Source organism: Pedobacter punctiformis, from assembly GCF_027213715.1.
Classification (GTDB): domain Bacteria; phylum Bacteroidota; class Bacteroidia; order Sphingobacteriales; family Sphingobacteriaceae; genus Pedobacter; species Pedobacter punctiformis.
This window is the reverse complement of the sequence record NZ_JAPWGM010000001.1, coordinates 229,066-254,425: the sequence shown is the minus strand read 5'-3', so window position 1 is coordinate 254,425 and position 25,360 is coordinate 229,066. Positions and strand designations below refer to the sequence as shown.

Genomic DNA, 25,360 nt, shown 5'->3' with positions numbered 1-25,360 from the left:
TATGACAATTAAACTATTACCCCAAAAAGGGCTTTATCAGGCCTGGCTACTAAAACTACTTTTGTATATGAAGTTAACCTTTACACTTGTTTTACTTCTCACCTTGCAGGTAACTGCTAAACTCCATTCTCAGGAAAAAATCAGCTTAAACGTTAAAAATGAACGGATTGACAAGGTTTTAAAACTGATTGAAAGACAAAGCAAGTATCATTTTGTATATAGTACCAACTATTTAAATACAGAAAAAAGGCTTGATTTAAATGTTAATAACGCCGATTTAAGGGAGGTTTTAAACAAACTTTTTAATGGTGAAATTAAATATAGTTCAACACCATCGGGCATGGTTATGCTTTCTTTAAGTGAGGAGAATTTAAGCGATATCACGGTTAAGGGAAAGGTAACGGATAAATCGGGGGCCTTACCCGGAGCTTCAGTTTACTTAAAATCTAACCCGGGCATAGGCACAACAACTGATGGTGCCGGAAATTTTGTAATTAACGTGCCAGATGATGGTGTGTTGGTTATAAAATCAATCGGTTATAAAATGCGTGAATTACCTGTTAATAAGCAAACGGTTATAAATGTAGTAATGGAAGAGGAGGATAATAATCTTACTGATGTTGTAGTTGTAGGTTATGGAACTCAAAAGAAAGCAAGTTTAACCAGTGCCATAAATACGGTTGATAAAAAACTTTTAACTAGTAGACCAGTAAGCTCATTAACTACAGCTTTACAAGGCGTTGTGCCAGGAATGGCTATTAAAGCTACCCCTGGAGACGTGGGTAACGATTTAGGAACGATTAATATTCGCGGTAGAGGGAATTTAGGTGGCTCTGATGCCCTGTATGTTGTAGATGGTGTTATCGTAAGTGCCGCTGATTTTGCAAGAATTAATCCAAATGATGTTGAAAATCTTTCTATTCTTAAAGATGCTTCTGCAACGGCGATATATGGTGCAAGAGCGGGTTATGGTGTTATTTTGGTTACCACAAAAAAGGGCAATAACGGCAAAGCTACTATAAATTATAACGGTTATTATGGTATTCAATCGCCAACAGTATTGCCTAAATGGCTCGGTTCTTATGATTATGCTACATTGAGAAATGAAGCAGCAGCAAATGCAGGTCAAGCGGCTGTATATTCTGTTTCGGATATGCAGAAGATCCAAGATCATAGTGATCCAGATCATTTTCCTGATAACGATTGGTACAAATTAACATTAAGAGAAACTGCCCCTATGATGGAGCATAACTTAAATGTTTCTGGTGGGAATGACGCAACTAAATACTATATCGGCGGAACCTATTTCAAACAAAACTCTTTGCAAAAAGGTAAAGACTTAGGTAGGTTTTCATTAAGATCTAATATTGATACCAAAGTAACGGATAAGTTTAAAGTAGGTACCAATTTATCTTTTACAAGAGATAATATAGATAATCCAAATGGTCCATTAAGCTTTCTGGATTTGAATAGGCTGGTTCCTTTAATGGTTAATAAGCAATCGAATGGAAATTGGGGTACTATTAACGGAAACAGGGTTGATGGAACTTTAGGTGCGATTAATACAATAAGAAAAATGCAAGAAGGCGGAAGGAACGTAAATACCCAAAACCGTTTCTTAGGCACTGTTAATGCAACTTATTCGCCAATTAAAGGTTTGGATATTACTGGTTTAGTTTCTTATAACTATGTAAATATTTTTACAAACGATTTTCTAAATACCATTGACCCATTGGTTAATTTTAACACTGGTGCCAATATTAGTGGAACTGGGGTTGCTACCAATCAATTAACTCAAAGATGGCAAACTAATGCTAGAATATTAACGCAAGGTTTAGTAAGCTATGAAAAAAATATTGACAAACATTATTTTAAAATTTTAGGAGGTACATCTTATGAGAACTATACAACACGATTTGTAAATGTTATTAGAAAAAATTTCGTAAATAATAGTTTAAATGATATTGACGGCGGATCTACTGATCCATTAAATACAGCTACTACTGGCAGAACCGGTCAAAATGCTTTCGAATCGGGTTTTGGTAGATTAAACTATGCATATGACAATAAATACTTGTTGGAAGCAAGTGTAAGATTTGATGGCTCATCGCAATTTGCTCCAGGACACCGGTGGGGTAATTACCCTGCCGTATCTGGCGCATGGCGGATTTCTCAAGAAGATTTCATGAAAAACGTGAATTGGGTTAATGATTTGAAAATTAGAGCATCATGGGGTAAATCAGGTAATGTAAATAATGTAGGAAATTACGATTTTTACGATGCCTTAAAAACCGGATCAACAGTTATTTTAGATGAGAGTCAACAAGACGGTGTGTATCCGGCTCAGTTATTCAACCCATTACTATCCTGGGAGAAAATAACAACAACTAATTTCGGTTTGGATGCAACACTATTTAAAGGATTAAATATTCAGTTGGATGTTTTTAATAGGTTGACACAAGATATTTTATTGCAAGATCCAAGAGTTCCAATTGAAGCGGGGCTGGTTTATGACCCGGGCGACTTAAATAATAACGAGTATCCATCTGTAAATTTAGGAAAAGTAAGAAATAAAGGCGTTGAATTAACATTAGGTTACAGTGGTAGTGTTAGAGACTTTAAATATTCAATTGGTGGTAATATAAGTAAAACGAAAAATACCATTGAAGATTTAGGTGGAGCTCAATCAACTCCTGTTACTGGTTACTATCAAAATCAAGTTGGTAATTCAGTAGGGGCATTTTATATGTATCAATCTGATGGTCTCTTTAGTACAAATGCAGAAGTTGCTAGTCATGCTTTTCAAAGTAATGCAACAAAAGCGGGAGATATTAAGTATGTAGATCAAAATGGAGACGGTAAAATTGATGCTGATGATCGCAAGATAGTTGGAAATGATGTGCCGTATTTAATTTATGGATTGAATTTTTCTGCAAGTTATAAGAATTTCGATATATCAGTTTTAGGGCAAGGTGTTAATAATGTAAAGGTTTATTTAGAGCAAGAAGCATCACAAGCATTTTTTAACTCGGCTGGTGCAAAATCTTACGTATTAAACAGGTGGACTGCAGCTAATCCTGATCCAAATGCAGTATATCCTAGGGTGTTAACCTCTGCAAATAATACACAAAATTTAGTTTTATCAGATTTTTGGCTATTCAACGCAGATTATTTTAGGATAAAAAATATCACATTGGGATATAATTTGCCGGATGCCTGGTTAAAAAAGATTGGTTTTAAAGCATTAAGGATTTATGCATCAAGTAACAATCCATTCACTATTCGTGGAGATAAACGCCTAAAAGATTTTGATCCGGAAACGCCATCTGCAAGATCGTCGTATCCTCAATTAAAAACTTATTCATTTGGTTTAAACCTATCTCTATAAAATAAAATTATCATGAAAAAATTATTATATATATCTATATTAACTTTAGCCTGTCTTTTTTTCGGATGTAAAAAATCAGCTTTAGATTTAACTCCACAATACCAGCTTTCTAACGAATCTTTTTGGAAATCGGAAAATGATGTAAAGCTGGCTGTAAATGGTTGTTATGGTTATTTAAGTAATATGTATAGCTATGCCTACGATGACGCGTCATCTGATAATGCGTATGCACAATATCCGTGGGAAGGGCCATCAACAGCTATTGCTGCGGGTAATATTGATGCGACTTTGGATGCGGGTTATGGCTCCAGATATACTTATATTCGCCGATACAATTATTTTTTGGCAAATGTTGACAAAGCGACAATCAGTGCATCTTCAAAAAATAAATATATAGCTGAAGTAAGAGTTTTAAGAGCATTTACTTATTACGAGTTGGCCAAGACTTTTGGAGACGTACCATTTTTTACAACAGCTTACGATATACCTGGCGAAACTGCGGTTGCTCCAACATCTGCTGCAGAGGTAATTAATTTTGCTATTTCAGAAATAAAGGCAGTTGTAAATGATCTGCCTACAGGATATTCAGGAGGAAGGATAACTTCTGGTGCCGCTTGGGCTATATTAACACGCATTCAACTTAATTATAGAAAATGGGACGATGCAGTTGTAAGTGCCCAAAAAGTGATGGGCATGGGCTATCAATTATTTAGAGTTAACACTTTAACACCTGATGATACTATTGATGATTATAGCACATTAGTAACTTTTGCAAATGCTGCGGATAAAGATAAATTTTATAAAGGTTTAGCGAGTTACGAGCAACAGTTTTGGGCCGAAAATGAAATTACCAGTAAAGAGAATATATTGGTTTCTCAAAATATAACCAATTCTTCTTACGTATATGGAAATGGTTTAAGAACGTTATTTCCACCAAGTGATTTAGGTGGTTGGAGTTCAATAACACCTACACAAGAGTTGGTTAACGCTTATTGGGATAGAAATGGAAATGCTTTTACAGCCCCATCTGCTTCTACCAGGGCAACTAATTATAATAATGGAGTGCCAAATTCAAGTTATTTAAATGAATTTAAAAATAGAGATACACGATTGTATGCAAGTATCTTATTTCCGGGTGTAACCTGGAATAGATTTAGTCCAAATTATAAATTTGCCTGGGGTAAGGGCGGTAACAACAACAGTGCAACTGGTTATAACTTCAAAAAGTTAATAGATCCGGCTTATACAGAAAATGATTGGGATGGTGCTCAGGATTTCCCTATAATAAGATATGCTGAAATTCTATTAGCCTATGCAGAAGCTAAGAACGAAATATCTGGTCCGGATGCTACGATATTTGCCGCACTAAACGACATTAGAGATAGATCAGGAATGCCAGCAGTTTCGCCATCTATTTATAATGATAAAGTTAAATTAAGAGATCTCATTCAAAACGAAAGACGTATTGAATTAGCTGGAGAAGGACAAAGGTTTTCTGACATTAGAAGATGGAATATTGCACAAAATGTAATGAAACCTATAAATGATATTACCAATAATCCGGTTCAGGGTAGATTATGGCAAGCAAAATTTTTATTTATGCCTTACCCTCAGGTAGCTTTAGACCGTAATATAAATTTAAAAAGTGCTCAGACTGCAAAAGGATACTAGTCCATAATTAATACTTACAAAAGCCAACTCAAAATTTTGAGTTGGCTTTTGTATTTTATTTATCCTTTGATATTGTAGCCCTGTAAACGACAATAACAATGCAGTGCATTAGAATTGAAAAATAGTGTATCCACCCATTTATATCCAGTAGGTTAATAATTATGCTAACGTACTGATTTTGCGATATGCAGACATTGGCTAAGAGTTAGAAAACCCCGGCAAAATGCCGGGGTTTTTCTTTTTACAATTAAAGTTCTGTTATTTATTGATTTTAACTAATAAAATCTACAGATACTCCACAAATTCATATAGGCTTTATACACGCTAATTTTTCAAAAAATAAAATCTATATTATTGTATTTATCTATAATTCAGTTATTTAATTAACCTGTTAAGCTGTTTTAGTAATTTTAACGCAAACGTTTGTTGAAAATTGATTCACTTTTAGTTTGTATTCTTAATACTACTAAATATAATGTGCTTAAATGTAGCTGCGCTGCGGAATGGCGATATAATTCTATTTAAAAATACTTTTTAAATCTGCTTTCCATCAAAAAATAAGATCTTTTTTAAGAAAATACTCCAAATACGCTTAAGATCGTTGCTTAATACCTTAAATAATCAAACGTTTGCGTAGAGTTTGCTAGTTTTTAATGTTTTCAATCACATAAATTAGGTTTCAATTTAATGTTAGTGCGCTCCGGTTAAATTAATTATTAAGCAATCAATACAATACCTTGACGACTAATAATATATTTGATAAGGGCTTGAATTATGGGTTTTAACCAAATTGTAGACACTAAAAATCATCCAAAGCTAACCAAAAAAATGAAGTGAAATTATTTACAAACAACAAAGTCAGATCACATCAACAACTAACTAAATTACAAGAAAATGAAGATTAAATCTTTACTATTATTAGGCGGGATTGTATTGTTGTGGCTCAGTAAAAGCCAGGCAGTTGCAATTGAAGTTCTATCCAAAACAATTATAACCGCGAATCCGGCGGTTTTAAAACAACCACTAACGGTATCAGCTAATCATTTTGCCGATATTACTGTTAAAGGGAAAATTACAGATGCATCGGGTCCTCTTCCGGGTGCGTCAATATCTTTAAAATCAAACCCAGCCATTGGTACCTCATCGGATGGTAATGGTAATTTCGTAATTACGGTACCTGCTGACGGTATTTTGGTCATTAAGTCTATTGGTTATAAAACAATAGAAGTACCCGTTCAAAATCAAACTACTTTAAATATTAAGCTTGAAGAAGAAAACAACACCTTGTCTGATGTTGTAGTGGTGGGTTATTCTTCCAAAAAGCAGGGCGAATTATCGAGTTCAGTTTCGGTCATCTCAGCTGAGAAATTAAAAGGGGTTGCTTCTAACGATGTAATTTCAATGATTCAGGGTAAAGCACCAGGCGTAGTGGTTTCATCAGGTTCGGGAGATCCAACCGCAGCACCAAAAATCAATATCCGTGGTATTAGCAGTATAAACGGTGGTACTGCACCACTTTTGGTTGTAGACGGAAATATTCTTGGTGCTTACGGTAGTGAAGGGGCAACTTATAGCCCAAATGACGTAGAAACCATAACCATTTTAAAAGATGCTGCAGCAACCGGATTATATGGTTCTCGAGCGGGTAGTGGGGTTATTATTGTAACCACGAAAACAGGTAAAGCTGGTGAATCAAAAATCGAATTCAATTCAGTAGTTGGTTTTAACTCACCTTCTACAGGGAAATTCAAATTAATGAACAGCCAGCAGTTGTATGATTATCAAAAAACGTTTTCAAATCCTAGCCCTTCGGTATTAAATAATGATACCAATTGGTGGGATTTGGCTACACGTGATGGTATGACTCAAAACTATACTATTTCAGCTTCTGGTGGTACTGAGAAAACCAGGTATTATGTAGCGGGGAATTTCTACAGAGAGCAGGGTACAGTAATTAACAATGATAAGAATGCCTATAATCTGCGTGCTAATTTAAGCAGTCAGCTAACTAAAAAACTTAAATTAAGCTTATTGTTAAACGGCGTTTTTACCAGAGATAACTATGCGAACAGTAATACATTGGGTGACGGATATTTAAATTTACCTTTCGATCCCGCATATAATGCTGATGGTACACCAGTTGATCCACGAATTATGCCAACCTGGTTAGGTCGTGATGTAGAAAACTTTATTCACTCTACACAATATAATCTTTCTTATGCAAGAAGCCTGAATCTAAGTGCAGATGTAAATCTGGATTATAACATTGTTAAAAACTTAACCTTTTCAAGTTATAACAGAACAACTTTTTACAATACCTTTTCTGTAGACTACTACGATAAAAGAACAAAAGAAGGTGGTGCAACAAACGGTGCTTTATATAATTCTACAACTTATAAAAACAGGTTGTTAAGCTCAAACAGATTAAAATACGAAAATAGCTTTGGCGAACATCACTTCACTGTTTTAGCAGTAGGTGAAGCGGAAAAATCGTATTATGATGAAGCCAATTTAAATGGTAAAAATTTACCTGCTGGTCGCCCGGTTATGTCAACAGCTACTGATATTATTGGCAATCCATCTGGCGGAACAAATGAATATAACTTTAGTAAATATTTAAGCCAGGTAGATTATAATTATGCAGGTAAATATTTTGCAGTTGCCTCTTTTGTACATGAAAATTCATCACGCTTTGGTATAAATAAAAGTGGAGGTGATTTTTATCAAATGGGGGCCTCATGGATTTTAAGCAATGAACAGTTTTTGAAAAGTGTTAAGCCGATCAGTTTCTTAAAGCTAAGAGCAAGTTACGGTACAACGGGTAATGCTGAAATCGGTGATTATCCATCTTTAGGTTTGTATTCTATTGATACGGGTTCCAGCTACGGAGGTCTTCCAGGAGCAAGTCCGTCTCAAAGAGGGAATCCTAATTTAACCTGGGAAAAACAGAAAACTGCAAATATCGGTTTAGATATTGGTTTTTGGAATCGTATAGATTTAAGTGTGGATTTATATGATAAGCGTTCAAATGCCTTGTTATTCTTTGTGCCGCTTCCTTCTACTGAGGGTTATAAAGGTTATTTCGATAATGTTGGGTCTTTAAAAAACAGAGGATTAGAATTTAATCTGACTACTAAAAACTTTACAGGAGAATTTAAGTGGGAAACTAACTTAAATATGGCTTTTAATAGAAATACCATTATAAGTTTAACAAATGGTAAAGATGCTATAGATGGTACCAGATCACAGCCAAGTGCTATTGGTCGCGATATTTTTGATTGGAAAATGCCAATTTGGGCAGGTGTAGACCCGAACAATGGCGACCCGCTTTGGGAAAAAGTAATTACCGATGCAGATGGCGTACAACATATTGCAGTAACCAATAGTTACGCTCAAGCTTCACGTCAATATACAGGTACATCAACTTCACCTAAATTTACAGGTGGTTTTACGAATACTTTTTCTTATAAAGGTATTTCTTTAAGTGCATTTTTCAACTTTGTTTATGGAAACGAAGTGTACAACAACAGCCGTGCTTATTTTGACAATGACGGTTTGTATGAAAGTTACAATGCCATGGTGTTAAAATCAGGGTGGAACAGATGGGAGAAAATCGGGGATGTAGCTACCCATCCAAAACCTGTATTGGGCGGTAATCACGATTCTAATCAGCAATCGACCAGATACCTTGAAGATGGAAGTTACATTCGTTTACGTAACATCACTTTAGGGTATCAAATTCCAAATAGCTGGTTGAGCAAGATTAAAATTAGCAGTGCCAGAGTTTTCGTAAGTGGAGATAACCTTTGGACAGGAACTAAGTTTTCGGGCATAGACCCTGAAGTAGATTTGAGCTCAGGAGTGTCTAGTTTCAGGTATCCACTTAGTAAAAAAGTATTGTTTGGTGTAAACATTGGTTTATAGGAGAGGAAAAAAATGAAAAAGATTCAAATAAAATTATATACAATAGCACTGGCATTGATTTGTAGTATAAGTGCTTGTAAAAAAGAAGTTAAACCATCAACTGCAATTGATGATGAGTCTGCTTTAACAAATCCTGGCGATATTGAAACTGCCACTATTGGCACCTATGCTGTACTTAGAAATGCAACTTATGTTAGAAGCGCCCATTTCTTAACCGAATATCAGGGGGATAATATCGCTCAGGGCCAGCCATCTTCTGATGATTTATCGCGATGCTATCGTTATACGCACATTCCTACGGGTACACACGGTACTAACTTTTGGAAACAAGCTTATTATGTAATTGTAGCCGCAAATAAAATTATTGCTGCAATTCCGGATAATGCAACTGCAGATTTAAAACAGTTAAAAGGAGAGAATTTATTTCTGAAAGGAATGATGGAGTTTAACCTTGTACGTGTTTTTGGAAGACCTTACACGCAGGGTAATGGAGCAAATCCCGGAGTGCCAATTTTAAAAGAGGGTGATAATCCAGTTTCCCCAGCCAGAAACACGGTTAAAGAAGTTTATGATGCGGCAATTTCTGATTTATTAAAAGCAGCAGATTTAATGTCTGTAGCCAAGTCGGATATTTTTGCTTCAAAAGAAGTGGCTTATGCTTTATTATCCAGAATTTATTTGAATATGGGTGATAATGTTAATGCCATCAAATATGCCGATATGGTAATCAACTCTGGTCGCTACAAGCTACTTCAGGGAGCAGATTATTCGAGTTATTTTACTAAAACACCAGAAGCAAACTCGGAAACCATATTTGCAATTCGTTATACTAAAACGGAAGACCAGGATTTTGGGGCAATTGGCTCTATGTATTATAGCGGTACACCTGGTGCTTTATCTACACCAGGCGCACAAGGAAATACAGGTTATGGTGAAATTTATGCCTCGCAACAATATATTACAGAATTGGATAAGAACCCTGCAGATTTGAGACATAGCTTTATTGCACCCTATAAAATTAATGGAGTACTGCAGGTAAACACTAAAATCTCTCCAAATGTGCCGATGTATTATGTAACTAAATACAATTTACAGGAAGGAATTGCCAATTTAAGTTCGCCTGTTTATTTACGTTTAGCAGAGATGTACCTTAACAAAGCAGAGGCAAATGCTAAATTGGGTAATACACAACTGGCTTTAGATGATGTTAACATAATCCGTACACGTGCTGGTATTCCAAGTTTAACCGTTGCAGGGATTGCAACTGCAGGAAAAACGGCTCTGGATGTAGTACTGGAAGAACGCCGCCTTGAATTTGCTTTCGAAGGTCAGCGTGCTTATGATTTGTTTAGAAATAACAGACCAATGACCAGAAATTATCCTGGAACACATGCGCTAAACAATACGCCAAATACGAACATTACTCAAACCATTTTGCCTACAGATGCAAGGGTAATTTTCTATGTACCTCAATACGAGATTGATAACAATAAAAATCTTACTCAAAACCCTTAGTTCTTAAGCAATGAAAAATATTAAGATATATATGATGTTATTGCTTTTTGCGAGCATAACGATCAGTGCCTGTAAAAAGGAAAAAAGTGCAGAACTTACTTCTAATTTAGAAGAAACTGTATTGGATAGAAAAGGATGGACTGTTACGGCTTCAAGCCAGGAGGGCACCAATTTGGCTGCAGCCGTTTTAGATGGTTATACCAATACTTTCTGGAGCTCAAATGCAACCGCAACATTTCCACACTGGTTGCTTATTGATATGAAAAGTCAAACCGTGATTACCAAAATAGGTTTAACTACAAAACAAGGCGATCCTAAAGGATTTACAAAGTTTAGATTAGAAGGAAGTAACGATGGCACTAACTTTACAAGTTTTGGAGAGTTTACTTTTGTTCCGGCTACTTTTACTGAACAATCATTTACTTTATCGCCGGCCAGAAATGTACGATATATAAGATTGACTGCTTTAGATAAAGCTGCAACCCAAACCGGAACGGTTACTTTCTTGTCTGAATTTACGGTTACCGGTTTACAGGAAAGAAAACCACTTACTGATGTCGCTTTAGGTAAAACAGGCTGGACAGCAACTGCATCCAGTGAAGTTAATTTTCCGGGTGAAGAAACCAATTTGGCGGCTCATGTTGTTGATGTAATTTCGGCAAAAAGTCCTACGGCAGAAACTGTTCCATCTTTCTGGCAGGCAGATTATGATGTACTTCATCCTTATCCGCACTGGATTATTGTAGATATGAAAAAAGCAAGCTTGCTTAGCTATGTTGGTTTAAATGCACACACCGATGCTAAACAAGGCTTTACTAAATTCTCTATTTCTGGTAGTACTGATGGGACTACTTTTACACAGTTGGGTGATGACCGGAACTTTAATCCGACAACAACTAATGAGCAGAAATTTGCAGTTTCTCCGGCAGCACCGATCAGATATGTGAAAATTACCTTGCTGGAAGGTAGCGCATACCCTTGTTTGGCTAACTTTGAGGCTTACGTGAAACTTTAAGAAAAATTCAATTTTTTTGATTTTAGCAATAATGGCTGCCTGTTTTTACAGGTGGCCATTTTTTAGCCCTGTATTTATTAAGTTGTTGTACCTATTAATAAATTAATATCTTTATTAAACTTATACCTGTTAAAATGAAGAAAAGTGTACTGGTTATTGGCTTTTTATGTTTTATTCTTTTATCGGCCTGTAAGAAGGATAGGATAAAGAATTTGAATAGCATCGGTTATGGTACTTCTTTTGGTATGTGTGCAGGTTATTGCAACAGTAATCTTTTAATCCGTGATTTAAAAATTACATTTTCAAAAAGTAAGAATAGCCAGCAGTCTGATACAAAGACTTGCACCAAAACAATTTCTGAAGAAGAAATAAATGCAATTAAAAGTGAATTGAATGCCACTAAGCTCTCAGATTTACCAGAAGTAATTGGTTGTCCTGATTGTGCAGATGGTGGGGCAGAATGGGTTTCGGTAAGTGCCGACGGGAAGCAATATAAAATTACTTTTGAGTACGGAAAAGCACCCAAGGAACTAGAGAAAGTTGTAGCGAAGCTAAAGGTGATTCAAGATTCTTTTAAGGATTGTAATTAAGTAAAGCATCTTCTGCGCTAATTTTCCTGCCGTTTTTTCTTTTGATCTGCTGCAGCAATAACGATTAAACAAATTATTAAGATGGCACTGTACTCGGAGCCTCCGCTACCATGTTCGCCTACAAACCAGCCATTTTCTGCATGAATAATCGCAATACCAATTGCAAGCATTAAAATAAAGCCTGCCGATAACCATTTGCAAAAATATCCTGCTGCCAATAATAAACCTCCAATAACCTCGTAAGCCGTTATCCCCCAAACCATTGGTACCCCAAATACAAATCCTTTATTGTTTAAATAATCGCCAAACCTTTGTATGGTACCACCATATACCCTGACTACTGCATGTGCAATAAAAATTAAGGCTGTTGATATCCTTAACAAAACAAGGGATCGATTTAATGAGATAAACGGAAATTTTGCCATCAGCGTTTCGATATTTGGTTAATCTAATCTAAATATTTTGATTAAGAAAGCTGTTTTATGCTAAAAAAGATAAAATCCGGTTTTGCAACTCCTTAATCATCAACTCTAAATCTAAAATCATTACCTCAAAACTTTTTTGTCTAACCCCTTGATTTTTAAAAAGAATTGTTCTACTTTTGCAGTCCGTTTTATAGGCTATCTGTAAGGATGCCGGGGGAGCGGTAAATTTTTTAATAAAAAACATAAAAAAGCACAATGCCAACCATTCAACAATTAGTTAGAAAAGGTAGAGTAGCACTGGAGTTCAAGAGTAAGTCTCCAGCGTTGGACAGCTGTCCACAGCGAAGAGGTGTATGTACACGTGTGTACACCACTACCCCTAAAAAACCAAACTCAGCAATGCGTAAAGTAGCCCGTGTTCGTTTAACGAACGGTAAAGAGGTGAATGCATACATTCCTGGAGAAGGTCACAACTTACAGGAACACTCAATCGTATTGATCCGTGGTGGTCGTGTTAAAGATTTACCAGGTGTACGTTACCACATCATCCGTGGTGCGTTAGATACATCTGGCGTTGCTGGTCGTAACCAACGTCGTTCTAAATATGGTACTAAACGTCCTAAACCAGGTCAGGCTGCTGCAGCTCCTGCTAAAGGCAAAAAGAAATAATCGGGAGGAAATAAGAAATGAGAAAGTCAAAACCAAAAAAGAGAATTATTCTTCCTGATCCAAAATTTAATGATGTTCAGGTAACTCGTTTTGTAAACAATATGATGTACGATGGAAAAAAATCTATCGCTTACTCTATTTTTTATGATGCTGTTGAAATCGCTGAGAAAAAAGCTGGTGAAAACGGTTTAGAGATATTCAAACGTGCTTTAACTAACATTATGCCAGCTGTAGAGGTTAAATCTCGTCGTGTTGGTGGTGCTAACTTCCAGGTTCCAACTGAGGTTAGACCAGAACGTAAAACAGCTTTAGGTATGAAATGGTTAATTTTATACGCTCGTAAACGTGGCGAAAAAACCATGAAAGAGAAATTAGCTGGAGAAATCGTAGCTGCTGCTAAAGGTGAAGGTGCTGCTGTTAAGAAGAAAGAAGATACGCACAAAATGGCTGAGGCTAACAAAGCGTTCTCTCACTTCAGATTCTAGTATTCACAAATTAGTAAGATTACACAGATTTAATTAGAAGATTATACTGATTAGATAAATTACACCGATTTGTTTTAACATAATCGGTGTAATCATTTAAAGTCAGAAAATCAAAAACATAAAATGGCAAGAGATTTAAAATTTACAAGAAATATTGGAATCGCGGCTCACATTGATGCGGGTAAAACTACAACAACTGAGCGTATTCTTTATTATGCTGGTGTAAGTCATAAAATTGGTGAAGTACACGAAGGTGCTGCAACAATGGACTGGATGGCACAAGAGCAAGAGCGTGGTATCACGATCACTTCTGCTGCAACAACTGTTGAGTGGAAATACAGAGGTCAGGCTTACCACATGAACATTATCGATACACCAGGACACGTGGATTTTACCGTAGAGGTAAACCGTTCGTTACGTGTATTAGATGGTTTAGTGTTCTTGTTTTCTGCAGTTGATGGTGTTGAGCCTCAATCAGAAACCAACTGGCGCTTAGCAAACAACTATAACGTTGCCCGTATTGGCTTCGTTAATAAAATGGACCGTTCAGGTGCAGATTTCTTAAAAGTTGTTAAACAAGTTAAAGATATGTTAGGTAGTAATGCAGTTCCTTTGCAATTACCTATCGGATCTGAAGACCAATTTAAAGGTGTTGTTGATTTAATTAACAACCGTGGTATCGTTTGGAATGAGCATGATAAAGGTATGACCTTTACTGAAGTGCCTATCCCGGAAGATATGCTAGATGAGGTTGCAGAGTGGAGAGAGAAATTATTAGAATCTGTTGCTGAGTATGATGAAACTTTGATGGAGAAATTCTTCGAAGCGCCTGAAACCATTACTGAGCGTGAAGTTTTAGATGCTTTACGTGCAGCAGTATTAGATGCTAAAATTGTTCCTATGGTTTGTGGTTCATCTTTCAAAAACAAAGGTGTACAAACTATGCTTGATTACGTGATGGAATTATTGCCTTCACCTCTTGATTCAGAAGGTGTAACAGGTACTAACCCGGATACTGGTGCTGAAGTTTTATTAAAACCAAGCATTAACGAGCCATTTGCTGCATTAGCTTTTAAAATTGCAACTGATCCATTCGTAGGCCGTTTATGTTTTATCCGTGTTTATTCAGGTAACTTAGAGGCTGGTTCTTACGTTTATAATACGCGTTCAGAAAGTAAAGAGCGTATTTCACGTATCTTCCAAATGCACGCTAACAAGCAAAACCCTGTGCCTAATGTGGCTGCTGGTGATATTGCTGCGGTTGTAGGATTTAAAGATATCAAAACAGGTGATACACTTTGTGATGAGAAAAACCCAATCATCCTTGAGTCAATGAATTTCCCTGAGCCGGTTATCGGTTTAGCTATTGAGCCTAAAACGCAGGCTGACGTTGATAAATTAGGTATGGGCTTAGCTAAATTAGCCGAGGAAGATCCAACATTCAGAGTTCAAACAGATCAGGAAACTGGCCAAACTGTAATCTCTGGTATGGGTGAGCTTCACTTAGATATTTTAATTGACCGTTTAAAACGCGAATTTAAAGTAGAGGTTAATCAAGGTGCGCCACAAGTAGCTTACAAAGAAGCAATTTTTGGTACAACTCAACACCGTGAAACTTATAAAAAACAATCAGGTGGTCGTGGTAAATTCGCGGATATCCAGGTTATTATTTCACCAATTGATGCAGATTTCGAAAAAGGTGGTTTACAATTCGTAAACGAAATTACGGGTGGTTCAATTCCACGTGAGTTTATCCCTTCAGTAGAAAAAGGATTTGCAGCAGCAATGGCTAACGGTGTATTAGCAGGTTATCCACTTCCTGATATGAAAGTACGTTTGATCGATGGTTCATTCCACGCGGTCGATTCAGATGCTTTATCATTCGAGCTTGCTGCTCGTATGGCTTATCGTGAAGCTTTACCTAAATGTAAACCTACTTTGATGGAGCCAATCATGAAAATCGAAATCTTAACCCCTGAAGAAAACATGGGTGATGTTATCGGTGATATGAACCGTCGTCGTGGTCAGTTATTAGGTATGGACACTCGTGCTGGATCACAAGTAATTAAAGCAACTGTGCCACTTTCTGAAATGTTTGGTTATGTAACTCAGTTACGTACAATCACTTCAGGACGTGCAACTTCTACAATGGAATTTGACCATTACGAAGCTGCGCCTAAAAACGTACAAGATGAAGTAATTGCTAAATCTAAAGGAAGAGTAAAATCTGAAGACTAATTAAGGTTTAAGGAAAAAGATATAAGGCAAAGGTTTCAAACCCTAAGCCTTATACCTTTCCTTCCCTCCACCTTTTTAAAGATAAATCCGGTCTTTGTTATTAATAGCTCTAACAGAGACCATAATTAAAATAGAAAATGAGCCAAAGAATCAGAATTAAATTAAAATCTTACGATTACAACTTAGTAGATAAATCTGCTGAGAAAATCGTAAAAACTGTTAAACCTACGGGTGCAGTTGTAAGTGGTCCGATTCCACTTCCTACAGAGAAAAAAATCTTTACTGTTTTACGTTCTCCACACGTAAACAAAAAAGCCAGAGAGCAATTTCAATTATGCGCTTACAAACGCTTATTAGATATTTATAGCTCTAACTCTAAAACAGTTGATGCTTTAATGAAACTTGAATTACCTAGCGGTGTTGAAGTTGAAATTAAAGTTTAATTGATTTTAAAAAAACTGAAAAGTCCCGTTGCAAACCGGGACTTTTTTTATGCCTTTAATTTTCTTTATTAAACAAAACCCTGGTTTTGCTGTTGAGTATTAAACGATTGTATTGGTATGAAAAAGCAAAATTTAGGAATCAAAGAAGACGTAATTGAGGGACAGGATTTTGCTGACCCAAAAGAGGAACAGGAAAAAAAGCCTTCTTCACATGGCGAAGTTGCAAATCAAAAAGATGGCGATTTCTCAGACCTTGAAAAGAGCAGGATGGAACACCCACCAAAACACCGGGAGGATAATGGATCTGGTAAAAAAGATACCGATAATCCAAATGGCAGTGTATCACAGCAACAGGGGGTGAAATAAGCTTAAATTAAACTCATCACCGCCCCGTAGAATGCAAGTATAAATACGTTATTAATGTACTGTACTGGTCAATTTATACCTGAATTGAGGGTTAAATAAACGATTGATAAACCTTTTTTATGAATTGATGTTATAAGCTAAACAGCCAATTTATAAATCTTATGGATATGGAGCAAAATGATTATAAAAGAAAAGATTTGAAATCGACACCTAGCCAGGAGAAAAAAATAAAATATGACAAAGGAGAAGTAACCTATGGTCATATTATAAGCAATCCGATATTTTCCAGAAAAGATAAAGCGGATGAAAACTCTGAGTCTGAAGAAAATATAGATGTAAATGAACAGCTGAATAATATCAATCTAACAAAAGATACAGATATAAGCAACCGTAATCAAAATAAAGAAAAGGGAGTGCGTGGAAAGGATCTTTAAGTAAAAAAATATAAAGGAATTACAACATGTGTTAATTCCTTTATATCAGGAAGTGAATTTTTCCGGTAGACGAAAAATTAATTTTAAGATTTAACAACGATAATAGTTGATTAAGAAACGGGTAAGGTCCTTAATAAGTTTTAGTTACAATGATTGGGTTTAACTTGAGTGTCGCAAATCTTAATTACAGCGTAAATTTCAAAAACTAAACCTAATTATACAATTAATTTGAAATAAATGAATTGATATATGTCAATTCTGAGACAAATTTTAAAACCACAATAACTATTTAATACATTCCCGTGGTTTGCTGATAATCGTGTTTTATCTTTTCTCCATAGGCTTTTGCCTGATCGAAAATTAAAGGAAGATTTTCTTTAATGTCATCAACCAGCGATTTGCCATCTTCAGGTCTCTTTTTAATGGCATATTTATAGCCATACACAGCAGCTGCACCAAGTAAGGCATATTTTAATAAGTTCATAATTTTATTTTTTTAGATTCCAGTATTTAACACATCATCTTCATCCCTTTGAGACGGACGAACAGGCTTTTTAAAGTCTTTTGATGAACTTCCGGTATGACTAGCCGCACTTTCAATATCAGGATGTTTATCAGGACTGTTGTAGGCGTCATCACTTAAAGAATCTGCACCCTGTGTTCCCGTATTGTCAAAGCCATCTCTGGCCGTGTTTTTATTATCCCTTTTTTTTAAATTCTTTACAGCAACAGTATCCTTCCCAAAACTGGTTACTTCATTACTGTCATTACCTTTTTCGTAAGCCTTTTGAACATCAGTTTTTTCAACGTTTTTATCATTACCGCCTGCATAACCTTCTATATGTTCTGTTTTGTTGTATATGTTCGTTTTCATCGCTTAAATTAACCTGTTGTTTACAAAACGTTTCTGAAACTAAAAGGTTTGAAATTTATTATTGTTTTCCTGACTTAATATTCAGAATTTATTCATTTTAATGTTTGATATTTAACTCAGCATTAACGTTGTACATGTATCATTACTATGGCTTTAGTCGTTTTACAACATGCCATGATTAAATATTTTTATATGAGCAAAGCCGAACAGAACCGCATTAATCAACAATATAACAACCAAAAGAAATGGCTTAAATGGGGCCCGTATGTTACAGACCGGCAATGGGGAACGGTTAGGGAAGATTATAGTCCTGGAGGTGATGCATGGACGTTTACTACGCACGATACCGCGAGGAGTAAAGCCTTTAGGTGGGGTGAAGAAGGGTTGGGGGCCATTAGTGATGACCAGCAACTGTTATGCCTGGGTTTAGCCCTGTGGAATGGAAAGGATGCTATCTTAAAAGAGCGTCTTTTTGGCTTAAATAATGGCGAAGGCAATCATGGCGAAGATGTAAAAGAGCTTTATTACTACCTGGATAATACGCCAATGCATACATATATGCAAATGTTGTACAAATATCCACAGGCGGCATTTCCTTATGCGAAATTAGTTGAAGAAAATGCCAAACGTTCCAGACAGGAAGCAGAGTATGAACTAATGGATACCGGAATATTTAATGAAGACAAATATTTTGATGTTTTTATTCATTATGCCAAAAACAGTGAAGATGACTTGTTGATTGAATATAACATTTTTAACCGCAGTAATGAAGATGCTGAACTTCATATTTTGCCTCAGCTTTGGTACCGGAACAACTGGAGTTGGGATGGTGCAGCAGTTAAACCGGCTATTAGCAGCATTGGTCAGGATAAATTGCTTTTACACTCAGAAAATCAGGATAAATTATATTGTTATGCAGATGGAAAACCGGAATTTTTATTTACAGATAACGAAAGCAATAACGAACGTTTATATCAGTCTGCCAATGTATCAGATTATGTGAAGGATGGCATTCACAGCTACCTCATTAACGGTCAGAAAGGTGCTGTAAATCCTGCAAAAACAGGGACTAAAGTCGCCATTCATTATAAAAGAATTATCCCTGCAAAGCAAAACATCAGCATAAAGTTAAGGTTAACCGGTGATCAGCTAAAAACACCTTTTGCAGATTTTGATCAGATTTTTGAAACCCGCAAACAGGAAGCCGACGAATTTTATGCAGATAAACATGCTGAGAATAGTACAGAAGAAGAGAAAATGCTGCAACGCCAAGCCTGGGCAGGGATATTGTGGAATAAACAATATTACAATTACGATGTAAATGTTTGGCTTAAAGGCGATGCTGGTTTGCCAAAACCTGCGGATCAAAGATCTTGCGGCAGAAACTATCACTGGAGCCATTTTACGGCTGGTGATATTATTCTGATGCCTGATAAATGGGAGTATCCCTGGTTTGCCGCCTGGGACCTTGCTTTCCATTGTATGGCACTTGCACCCATAGATCCTGATTTTGCCAAACAGCAACTAAAGTTGTTGCTCAGTAATAATTACATTCACCCAAACGGGCAATTGCCTGCCTACGAATGGGATTTCACAGATGCAAATCCGCCTGTACATGCGCTAGCCTCTTATAAAGTTTATCTGATTGATAAGAAAGCAAAAGGCACAGGCGATTTAAAGTTTTTGGAAGAAGTATTTCAACGGTTATTGCTCAATTTTACCTGGTGGGTAAATCAGAAGGATAGCGAAGGCAATAATATTTTCGAAGGCGGTTTTTTAGGTCTTGATAATATTGGAGTATTTAACAGAAGTGAACCAGTACCCGGCGGTGGCTTTTTAGAGCAGGCTGATGGCACCAGCTGGATGGCGATGTATGCTTTAAATATGCTTCAAATTAGTATAGAGCTGGCTTTAAATAATCCGCTGTATGAAGACATGGCGATTAAATTTGCAGAGCACTTTTTATTTATTGCCGGATCGATAGACAATATGGGCGACCATCATGTTGGCTTGTGGGATGATCATGATGGATTTTATTATGACTTACTGCGTAAACCTGATGGAAACTGGGACCGCTTGCGTTTGCGTACCCTGGTTGGACTGATTCCAATGTTTGCCGTAATTGTTTTTAGTGATCAGGATTGGAAGGACTTGCCTAAACTCAGAACCCGGTTAGAAGCCTTTATGCTTCAACGGCCAGATTTAGTACAGTTGGTGAGCCATTGGGAAGATAAAAGCGGAAACGATAAACATTTGTTCTCACTTTTACGCGGCCACCGGATGAAAATGCTGTTGCGCAGAATGCTGGATACGACGGAATTTCTTTCTGATTTCGGCATTCGTTCCGTTTCTAAAGTTTATGAAACACAACCCTATAATTATTGGTTAAATGGTAGTGATTATTCTGTAAAGTACATTGCGGCAGAAAGCGATACAGGCATGTTTGGTGGCAACAGCAACTGGCGTGGGCCCATTTGGATGCCACTTAATTATTTACTGATCGATGCGCTAAAACATTTTCATGAGTATTATACGGCCGATTTTAGAGTAGAATATCCAACAGGATCTAATGAATATTTTTCGCTGGCCGAAATTGCAGATTTGCTCGGCAAACGGTTAAAAAAATTGTTCTTAAAAAATGAGAAAGGAGAGCGTGCTGTATTTGGTGATTATCCTAAGTTAAATCACGACGAGCACTTTAAAGATTACATTTTGTACTACGAATATTTTAATGGTGATAATGGTAAAGGGCTTGGAGCCAGTCACCAAACAGGCTGGACCGCTTTAATTGCCCTTTTGTAAACAGGAGATAAATAAAATAACATGGAAAGATTTAAAGATAAAGTTGCTTTGGTTACCGGTAGCAGTCAGGGTATTGGCGCTGCATGCGCATTAAGGATGGCCAGTGAAGGTGCAGATATTATTTTAAACGGAAGGACGCTGGATGAACGTGGAGAAAAACTGATTAATCAGATTAATGAAATGGGCAGGAAGGCTACATTTTTGGTGGCCGATATTAGTTTGACACAAAATGTAATTAACCTGGTAAATGATGCGGTTAAGGTTTACGGAAAGCTTGATATTTTAGTAAATAATGCCGGAGTGGAAAAGAATCACAATTTTTGGGAAGTGACTGAAGAAGAGTACGATTTGGTTATGGATACAAATTTAAAAGGACTGTTTTTTGGAATTCAGGCTTTTGCTAAATATTGTATGGACCATAAAACCCCGGGTACAGTGGTTAATATGAGTTCTGTACATGAGGAAATTATTTTTCCGCACTTTGCCGCTTATTGTGCCAGTAAAGGAGGACTTAAAATGTTAACCCGAAATTTAGCAACAGAACTTGCACCATTTAACATTCGGATTAATAATGTAGCACCGGGTGCGATAGCCACACCGATTAATAAATCTTTGATGGATAATAAGGAACAATTAAATAATGTGCTGAAAAATATACCAATGAAAAAGTTGGGCGCTCCTGAAGATGTAGCAGCCGTTGTTGCTTTTCTGGCGTCAGATGATGCCAGGTATGTAACCGGATCAACTTATTTTGTTGATGGCGGTTTAACCTACCATTACGAAGAACAGTAGGGCCATTTTTTAAAAAAGAATCGATTTTATTAAAGCCGCTTAATCCTTAACTTCGCCCCAAATTAATTGAGCACATGGAGTGGAAATATTTACTTTCAAATAAAAGGTATGGGCAAGAGCAGTATGGAGCCAGCACAGACAAAGCCCGTTCTGATTTTCAGCGGGACTATGATCGTTTAATATTTTCTTCGCCTTTTCGCCGTTTGCAAAATAAAACGCAGGTTTTCCCTTTGCCCGGAAGCGTATTTGTGCACAACCGTTTAACACATAGTTTAGAAGTTGCCAGTGTAGCCCGTTCCATGGCCAACATCTTCTTAAATACTTTAGAAGATAAAAATCCGCAATTAATTAAAGAAGTGCCGTTAATTAACGAAGTTGGAAATATTGTTGCGGCAGCAGCATTAGCGCACGATTTGGGTAATCCGGCTTTCGGACATTCAGGAGAGGCTGCCATTTCAAGGTATTTTACCGATGGAGATGGAAAAGTTTATCAAAAAGAAATGACTGAAGCGCAGTGGCACGATTTGATTAATTTTGAAGGTAATGCCAATGCCATCCGCATTTTAACACATCCGTTAAAAGGAAAGGGGAACGATGCTTACGCCTTAACTTACTCTACGTTGGCCTCTATTGCCAAATACCCATGTGCATCTATTGCAGGTAAGCAAAAAGGAATTTTACATCGTAAAAAGTATGGCTTTTTCCAGTCAGAAGAAGAAACTTTTAAAAAAATTGCTACTGAACTTAAACTCGAAAAGGAGGAGGGAGAGCATCTTATTTATAAACGTCACCCTTTGGTGTATTTGGTTGAAGCCGCCGATGATATTTGTTACAGCATTATTGATTTAGAAGATGCACATCGTTTAAAGATCCTCTCTTACGAAGAAGTTAAGGGCTATTTGCTGCCTTTTGCCAACTCAAAAACCATTGAAGACAGGCTTAAAAATGATTATGAAGATGATGATGCCAAAATAGGTTTGCTTCGTGCTAAAGCCATTAATACTTTAACCGTAACCTGTGCTGGGATTTTTTACAGAGAACAGGAGCGTTTATTGAGGGGCGACTTAAACCAAAGCCTGACCGATTTAATTCCTGAACCGTATTTATCTGCCTGGAAAGCGGTTGAAAAGGTTTCAGTAGAGCGCATTTATAATTTCTCATCTGTAATTCAGAAAGAAGTTGCGGGTTATAAAATTATGGCGGGTTTACTTGAAGAATTTGTGCCGGCGCTGATTCATAACAATACACACTACTATAAAAAGTTGGTTAAACTTATTCCAAAACAATACCACACCGATTTAACGGATATTTATTCGAGAACACAAAGTGTACTGGATTTTGTGTCGGGTATGACGGATTTGTATGCGGTAGATTTATACCGGAATATTAAAGGAATTTCTTTCCCTTCAGAAACATAGCCAGCAATATTAAAATTACCGGCTATGTATAAATTTTGGTTTTTACTTTATTTATAAACCTGATTGAAACAGCATCCCCGATTTTTTCAATCGGGATACAGTGCAAAGCAGGGCTTTAGTAACCGAAAAGCTTTTACCTTTTATTTCCAAAAGAGAAAACAAACTCTTGATAGATTTATCTCCCTTTAGCTTCGTCCCATTTATTGCGTTCGTCCTGCAACTCACGTGCAAGCTTACGTTCCTTCTCGTTAGCCTTAACTTTATAATTTTGATACTCTGTATTAATTTCTTCGTAAAGCTGGGTTCTGTGTTTGGCTTCTAATATATTTTTAGTAGAACGGGCAATTACAACAAATAATGCAATGGCCAAAATGGCAATAACCGACCATACAATAATGTTGTACGTACTTTTTGTGAAAGAAATTCCTAAGAATTTAATCTCATTTACCATAGCAGTTGCACCGGCCAATGAACTTTCTTTACCCGAAACTTCGCCCTTTAAGCCCGATATAGTTGCCGATTGACTTTTAATTTCCTGTCTGGCTTCCTGTAATTGTTTGCGTTCTTTTCTTAAAGTATCACTCACGCTTTTCCAAAGAGAAGATAGCCTTGAAGGGTTGATTAATCTGGCGCCGTAAAGGCTTTTAGATTTAGATAACATGAACTGGTACTGCCCGTTTAAAGATGGATCTGCATTTTTAGTTGTATCCTGCTGGGCTTGTGCAAATGCCGTGTTAAATACAAGCAATGCCACTAAACAATAAAGGAAGTGTTTAAATTTTTGCATAGTTTAAATATAGATGTTAAATCGTAAAACTACATTTTTATAAACTTTTCCCCGATTTAATTTTTAATGATTTGGGAGAGATTTATTAAAAGTTTTTCTACCTGATGTTTAAAATAACAATTTTATCTAAGTTTTATTATAAATTTATTTACGATAGATTACATTTGTTTCATGCAAATAGGAATTATTGGGTTAGGCGATATGGGCAAATTGTATGCTTTATCGTTTGTTAAGGCAGGTTATCAGGTTTGTGGAGCAGATATGCCATTACGTTTTGCTGATTTAAAAAATGAATTGGAGCCCAAAGGAATTGAGGTATTGGTTGATGGGCATGAGGTGGCCAGGAAATCTGATTTTATCATTTACTGCGTAGAGGCCGAAAAAATTGATGAGGTGGTATCCACTTTTGCTACCTCTACCAAATATGGTGCAATTGTAGCCGGACAAACTTCTGTTAAACATCCGGAAATTGCAGCTTTTGAAAAATATTTACCAGAAGATACGCAGATTGTAACCTGTCATTCTTTGCATGGCCCGGCTTTTAGTCCTGAAGGGCAAACCCTTGTTGTGGTTCGCCACCGTGCAACTGACGAAGTTTATGCTAAAGCCCTAAAAATATACCAGTCTTTAAAATCGAACATTATTGAAATGGACGATTATAAAGAACATGATAGAATTGTTGCCGATACCCAGGCTGTTACCCACATGGGTTTCGAAAGTATGGGTTCTGCCTGGAAAAATGCAGGTTTTTTCCCCTGGGATAATCCAGCCTACGCAGGAGGGATTGATAACGTTAAAATTTTAACTACGCTGCGTATTTTTAGCTATAAATCTCACATTTATGCAGGTTTGGCTATTTTGAATCCTTATGCGCAAAAGCAGGTTAAATATTATGCACAGGCCGAATCTGAATTGTATAAACTGATGATTTGTGAAAATGAAACCGAATTCAGGGAAAAAATATATGCAGCACGTGATTTTGTATTTCACGAAAGTCGCCAGCTTTTACTGCTGGATGATAAAATTATGAAAGAGTTTAGCCTTTCGGATGCTTCGCATAAGCAGAAACCAAATTCGCACCTGAGTTTATTAAGTATGGTTTATGCCTGGTATAAAATGGGTGTAAATCCTTACGATAATTTAATTTGCCAAACACCACCTTTCAAGCTGCGTTTAGGTATTGCCGAATATCTGTTTAAAAATGAGGCCATGTTAGAAGAGTCTATTCAAACGGCTTTGTATGATAAATCAATCCGGGGAGATGATTTAGAGTTTCATACGGCGGTACACGAATGGGCTTCTATAATTGGTTATGGAGATTTAAAAGGTTACAAAGAACACTTTGAAGCCGCCAAATCATTTTTTGCCAATCGTTTAAATGATGGAAGAGATTTAAGTGCCGAAATGATCAGAAGGTTGGGAAAATAAGGGTAGCTGACAGAAAACTTATGTAGATCGTCTTATTTCATCCATATATCATATAGACTTTATTTTATTCAATTAATCTTTCGTTTCCCTAAAACA

Annotated in this window: 20 protein-coding genes; 16 read left to right on the top strand and 4 right to left on the bottom strand. The window is 36.6% G+C overall.

Annotated features, from left to right (window positions below; genetic code table 11):
* Position 1 precedes the first annotated feature (1 nt).
* The 6 genes from O0955_RS01145 (at position 2) to O0955_RS01120 (ending at position 12,103) form a co-directional block, all read left to right on the top strand.
* Positions 2-3,388, top strand: a complete 3,387-nt coding sequence (locus O0955_RS01145; RefSeq protein WP_269425691.1) for a SusC/RagA family TonB-linked outer membrane protein — start codon at positions 2-4, stop codon at positions 3,386-3,388.
* A gap of 12 nt (positions 3,389-3,400) precedes the next feature.
* Positions 3,401-5,059, top strand: coding sequence for a RagB/SusD family nutrient uptake outer membrane protein (locus O0955_RS01140; protein ID WP_269425690.1), 1,659 nt, complete (start codon positions 3,401-3,403; stop codon positions 5,057-5,059).
* A gap of 894 nt (positions 5,060-5,953) precedes the next feature.
* Positions 5,954-8,983, top strand: a complete 3,030-nt coding sequence (locus O0955_RS01135) for a SusC/RagA family TonB-linked outer membrane protein (RefSeq protein WP_269425689.1) — start codon at positions 5,954-5,956, stop codon at positions 8,981-8,983.
* Positions 8,984-8,995: 12 nt separating this feature from the next.
* The gene (locus O0955_RS01130; protein ID WP_269425688.1) at positions 8,996-10,498 is read left to right on the top strand and encodes a RagB/SusD family nutrient uptake outer membrane protein; all 1,503 of its coding nucleotides are present in this window, start codon (positions 8,996-8,998) and stop codon (positions 10,496-10,498) included.
* Between the two features lie 10 nt (positions 10,499-10,508).
* Positions 10,509-11,513 carry a discoidin domain-containing protein gene (locus tag O0955_RS01125; protein WP_269425687.1) on the top strand — a complete coding sequence of 335 codons (1,005 nt, stop codon included), beginning with the start codon at positions 10,509-10,511 and terminating at the stop codon, positions 11,511-11,513.
* Between the two features lie 134 nt (positions 11,514-11,647).
* Positions 11,648-12,103 (top strand): hypothetical protein, encoded by a 456-nt coding sequence (locus O0955_RS01120; RefSeq protein ID WP_269425686.1) that lies wholly within the window; start codon positions 11,648-11,650, stop codon positions 12,101-12,103.
* Positions 12,104-12,120: 17 nt separating this feature from the next.
* On the opposite strand, the gene O0955_RS01115 is transcribed toward O0955_RS01120, so the two are convergent.
* Positions 12,121-12,486 carry a DoxX family protein gene (locus tag O0955_RS01115; protein ID WP_269425685.1) on the bottom strand — a complete coding sequence of 122 codons (366 nt, stop codon included), beginning with the start codon at positions 12,484-12,486 and terminating at the stop codon, positions 12,121-12,123.
* Positions 12,487-12,783: 297 nt separating this feature from the next.
* On the opposite strand from O0955_RS01115, the gene rpsL reads away from it, so the two are divergent.
* The 6 genes from rpsL (at position 12,784) to O0955_RS01085 (ending at position 17,163) form a co-directional block, all read left to right on the top strand.
* Complete coding sequence (rpsL, locus tag O0955_RS01110; protein WP_010599925.1) at positions 12,784-13,197, top strand: 30S ribosomal protein S12; 414 nt, start codon at positions 12,784-12,786, stop codon at positions 13,195-13,197.
* 17 nt (positions 13,198-13,214) lie between these two features.
* Positions 13,215-13,682, top strand: coding sequence for a 30S ribosomal protein S7 (gene rpsG, locus O0955_RS01105; protein WP_029278632.1), 468 nt, complete (start codon positions 13,215-13,217; stop codon positions 13,680-13,682).
* A gap of 123 nt (positions 13,683-13,805) precedes the next feature.
* Positions 13,806-15,920, top strand: a complete 2,115-nt coding sequence (fusA, locus tag O0955_RS01100; protein WP_269425684.1) for an elongation factor G — start codon at positions 13,806-13,808, stop codon at positions 15,918-15,920.
* A 137-nt stretch (positions 15,921-16,057) separates the two neighbouring features.
* Positions 16,058-16,363, top strand: a complete 306-nt coding sequence (gene rpsJ, locus O0955_RS01095; protein ID WP_008244591.1) for a 30S ribosomal protein S10 — start codon at positions 16,058-16,060, stop codon at positions 16,361-16,363.
* Positions 16,364-16,480: 117 nt separating this feature from the next.
* Positions 16,481-16,729 carry a hypothetical protein gene (locus tag O0955_RS01090; RefSeq protein WP_269425683.1) on the top strand — a complete coding sequence of 83 codons (249 nt, stop codon included), beginning with the start codon at positions 16,481-16,483 and terminating at the stop codon, positions 16,727-16,729.
* A gap of 167 nt (positions 16,730-16,896) precedes the next feature.
* Positions 16,897-17,163 carry a hypothetical protein gene (locus O0955_RS01085; protein WP_269425682.1) on the top strand — a complete coding sequence of 89 codons (267 nt, stop codon included), beginning with the start codon at positions 16,897-16,899 and terminating at the stop codon, positions 17,161-17,163.
* 289 nt (positions 17,164-17,452) lie between these two features.
* Here the strand turns inward: O0955_RS01085 and O0955_RS01080 are convergent, their stop codons facing one another.
* Together O0955_RS01080 and O0955_RS01075 are read right to left on the bottom strand one after the other, a co-directional pair.
* On the bottom strand, positions 17,453-17,647 hold the full coding sequence (locus O0955_RS01080; RefSeq protein ID WP_269425681.1) for a YtxH domain-containing protein: 195 nt from the start codon (positions 17,645-17,647) through the stop codon (positions 17,453-17,455).
* 12 nt (positions 17,648-17,659) lie between these two features.
* Positions 17,660-18,037, bottom strand: coding sequence for a hypothetical protein (locus O0955_RS01075; RefSeq protein WP_269425680.1), 378 nt, complete (start codon positions 18,035-18,037; stop codon positions 17,660-17,662).
* Between the two features lie 192 nt (positions 18,038-18,229).
* On the opposite strand from O0955_RS01075, the gene O0955_RS01070 reads away from it, so the two are divergent.
* The 3 genes from O0955_RS01070 (at position 18,230) to O0955_RS01060 (ending at position 23,049) form a co-directional block, all read left to right on the top strand.
* Entirely contained in the window at positions 18,230-20,839 is a 2,610-nt protein-coding gene (locus O0955_RS01070; RefSeq protein ID WP_269425679.1) for an MGH1-like glycoside hydrolase domain-containing protein, read from the top strand.
* Positions 20,840-20,860: 21 nt separating this feature from the next.
* A complete protein-coding gene (locus O0955_RS01065) occupies positions 20,861-21,631 on the top strand; it encodes an SDR family NAD(P)-dependent oxidoreductase (RefSeq protein ID WP_269425678.1) in 771 nt (256 codons plus the stop codon).
* Between the two features lie 74 nt (positions 21,632-21,705).
* Positions 21,706-23,049, top strand: a complete 1,344-nt coding sequence (locus O0955_RS01060; RefSeq protein ID WP_269425677.1) for a deoxyguanosinetriphosphate triphosphohydrolase — start codon at positions 21,706-21,708, stop codon at positions 23,047-23,049.
* Between the two features lie 175 nt (positions 23,050-23,224).
* Here the strand turns inward: O0955_RS01060 and O0955_RS01055 are convergent, their stop codons facing one another.
* Positions 23,225-23,836 carry a hypothetical protein gene (locus tag O0955_RS01055; protein WP_269425676.1) on the bottom strand — a complete coding sequence of 204 codons (612 nt, stop codon included), beginning with the start codon at positions 23,834-23,836 and terminating at the stop codon, positions 23,225-23,227.
* A 171-nt stretch (positions 23,837-24,007) separates the two neighbouring features.
* Here O0955_RS01055 and O0955_RS01050 point away from each other — a divergent pair, with 171 nt between their 5' ends.
* Complete coding sequence (locus tag O0955_RS01050) at positions 24,008-25,264, top strand: prephenate dehydrogenase (RefSeq protein ID WP_269425675.1); 1,257 nt, start codon at positions 24,008-24,010, stop codon at positions 25,262-25,264.
* The last annotated feature ends 96 nt before the right edge of the window (positions 25,265-25,360 follow it).

Excerpts from the sequence above, each read along its gene's own strand:
- fusA (WP_269425684.1), top strand. The coding sequence starts at position 13,806 with ATGGCAAGAGATTTAAAATTTACAAGAAATATTGGAATCGCGGCTCAC.
- O0955_RS01130 (WP_269425688.1), top strand. The coding sequence starts at position 8,996 with ATGAAAAAGATTCAAATAAAATTATATACAATAGCACTGGCATTGATT.
- O0955_RS01050 (WP_269425675.1), top strand. The coding sequence starts at position 24,008 with ATGCAAATAGGAATTATTGGGTTAGGCGATATGGGCAAATTGTATGCT.
- O0955_RS01145 (WP_269425691.1), top strand. The coding sequence starts at position 2 with ATGACAATTAAACTATTACCCCAAAAAGGGCTTTATCAGGCCTGGCTA.
- O0955_RS01085 (WP_269425682.1), top strand. The coding sequence starts at position 16,897 with ATGGAGCAAAATGATTATAAAAGAAAAGATTTGAAATCGACACCTAGC.
- O0955_RS01090 (WP_269425683.1), top strand. The coding sequence starts at position 16,481 with ATGAAAAAGCAAAATTTAGGAATCAAAGAAGACGTAATTGAGGGACAG.
- O0955_RS01065 (WP_269425678.1), top strand. The coding sequence starts at position 20,861 with ATGGAAAGATTTAAAGATAAAGTTGCTTTGGTTACCGGTAGCAGTCAG.
- rpsL (WP_010599925.1), top strand. The coding sequence starts at position 12,784 with ATGCCAACCATTCAACAATTAGTTAGAAAAGGTAGAGTAGCACTGGAG.
- O0955_RS01135 (WP_269425689.1), top strand. The coding sequence starts at position 5,954 with ATGAAGATTAAATCTTTACTATTATTAGGCGGGATTGTATTGTTGTGG.
- O0955_RS01080 (WP_269425681.1), bottom strand. The coding sequence starts at position 17,647 with ATGAACTTATTAAAATATGCCTTACTTGGTGCAGCTGCTGTGTATGGC.
- O0955_RS01120 (WP_269425686.1), top strand. The coding sequence starts at position 11,648 with ATGAAGAAAAGTGTACTGGTTATTGGCTTTTTATGTTTTATTCTTTTA.
- O0955_RS01075 (WP_269425680.1), bottom strand. The coding sequence starts at position 18,037 with ATGAAAACGAACATATACAACAAAACAGAACATATAGAAGGTTATGCA.
- rpsJ (WP_008244591.1), top strand. The coding sequence starts at position 16,058 with ATGAGCCAAAGAATCAGAATTAAATTAAAATCTTACGATTACAACTTA.
- rpsG (WP_029278632.1), top strand. The coding sequence starts at position 13,215 with ATGAGAAAGTCAAAACCAAAAAAGAGAATTATTCTTCCTGATCCAAAA.
- O0955_RS01060 (WP_269425677.1), top strand. The coding sequence starts at position 21,706 with ATGGAGTGGAAATATTTACTTTCAAATAAAAGGTATGGGCAAGAGCAG.
- O0955_RS01070 (WP_269425679.1), top strand. The coding sequence starts at position 18,230 with ATGAGCAAAGCCGAACAGAACCGCATTAATCAACAATATAACAACCAA.
- O0955_RS01055 (WP_269425676.1), bottom strand. The coding sequence starts at position 23,836 with ATGCAAAAATTTAAACACTTCCTTTATTGTTTAGTGGCATTGCTTGTA.
- O0955_RS01125 (WP_269425687.1), top strand. The coding sequence starts at position 10,509 with ATGAAAAATATTAAGATATATATGATGTTATTGCTTTTTGCGAGCATA.
- O0955_RS01140 (WP_269425690.1), top strand. The coding sequence starts at position 3,401 with ATGAAAAAATTATTATATATATCTATATTAACTTTAGCCTGTCTTTTT.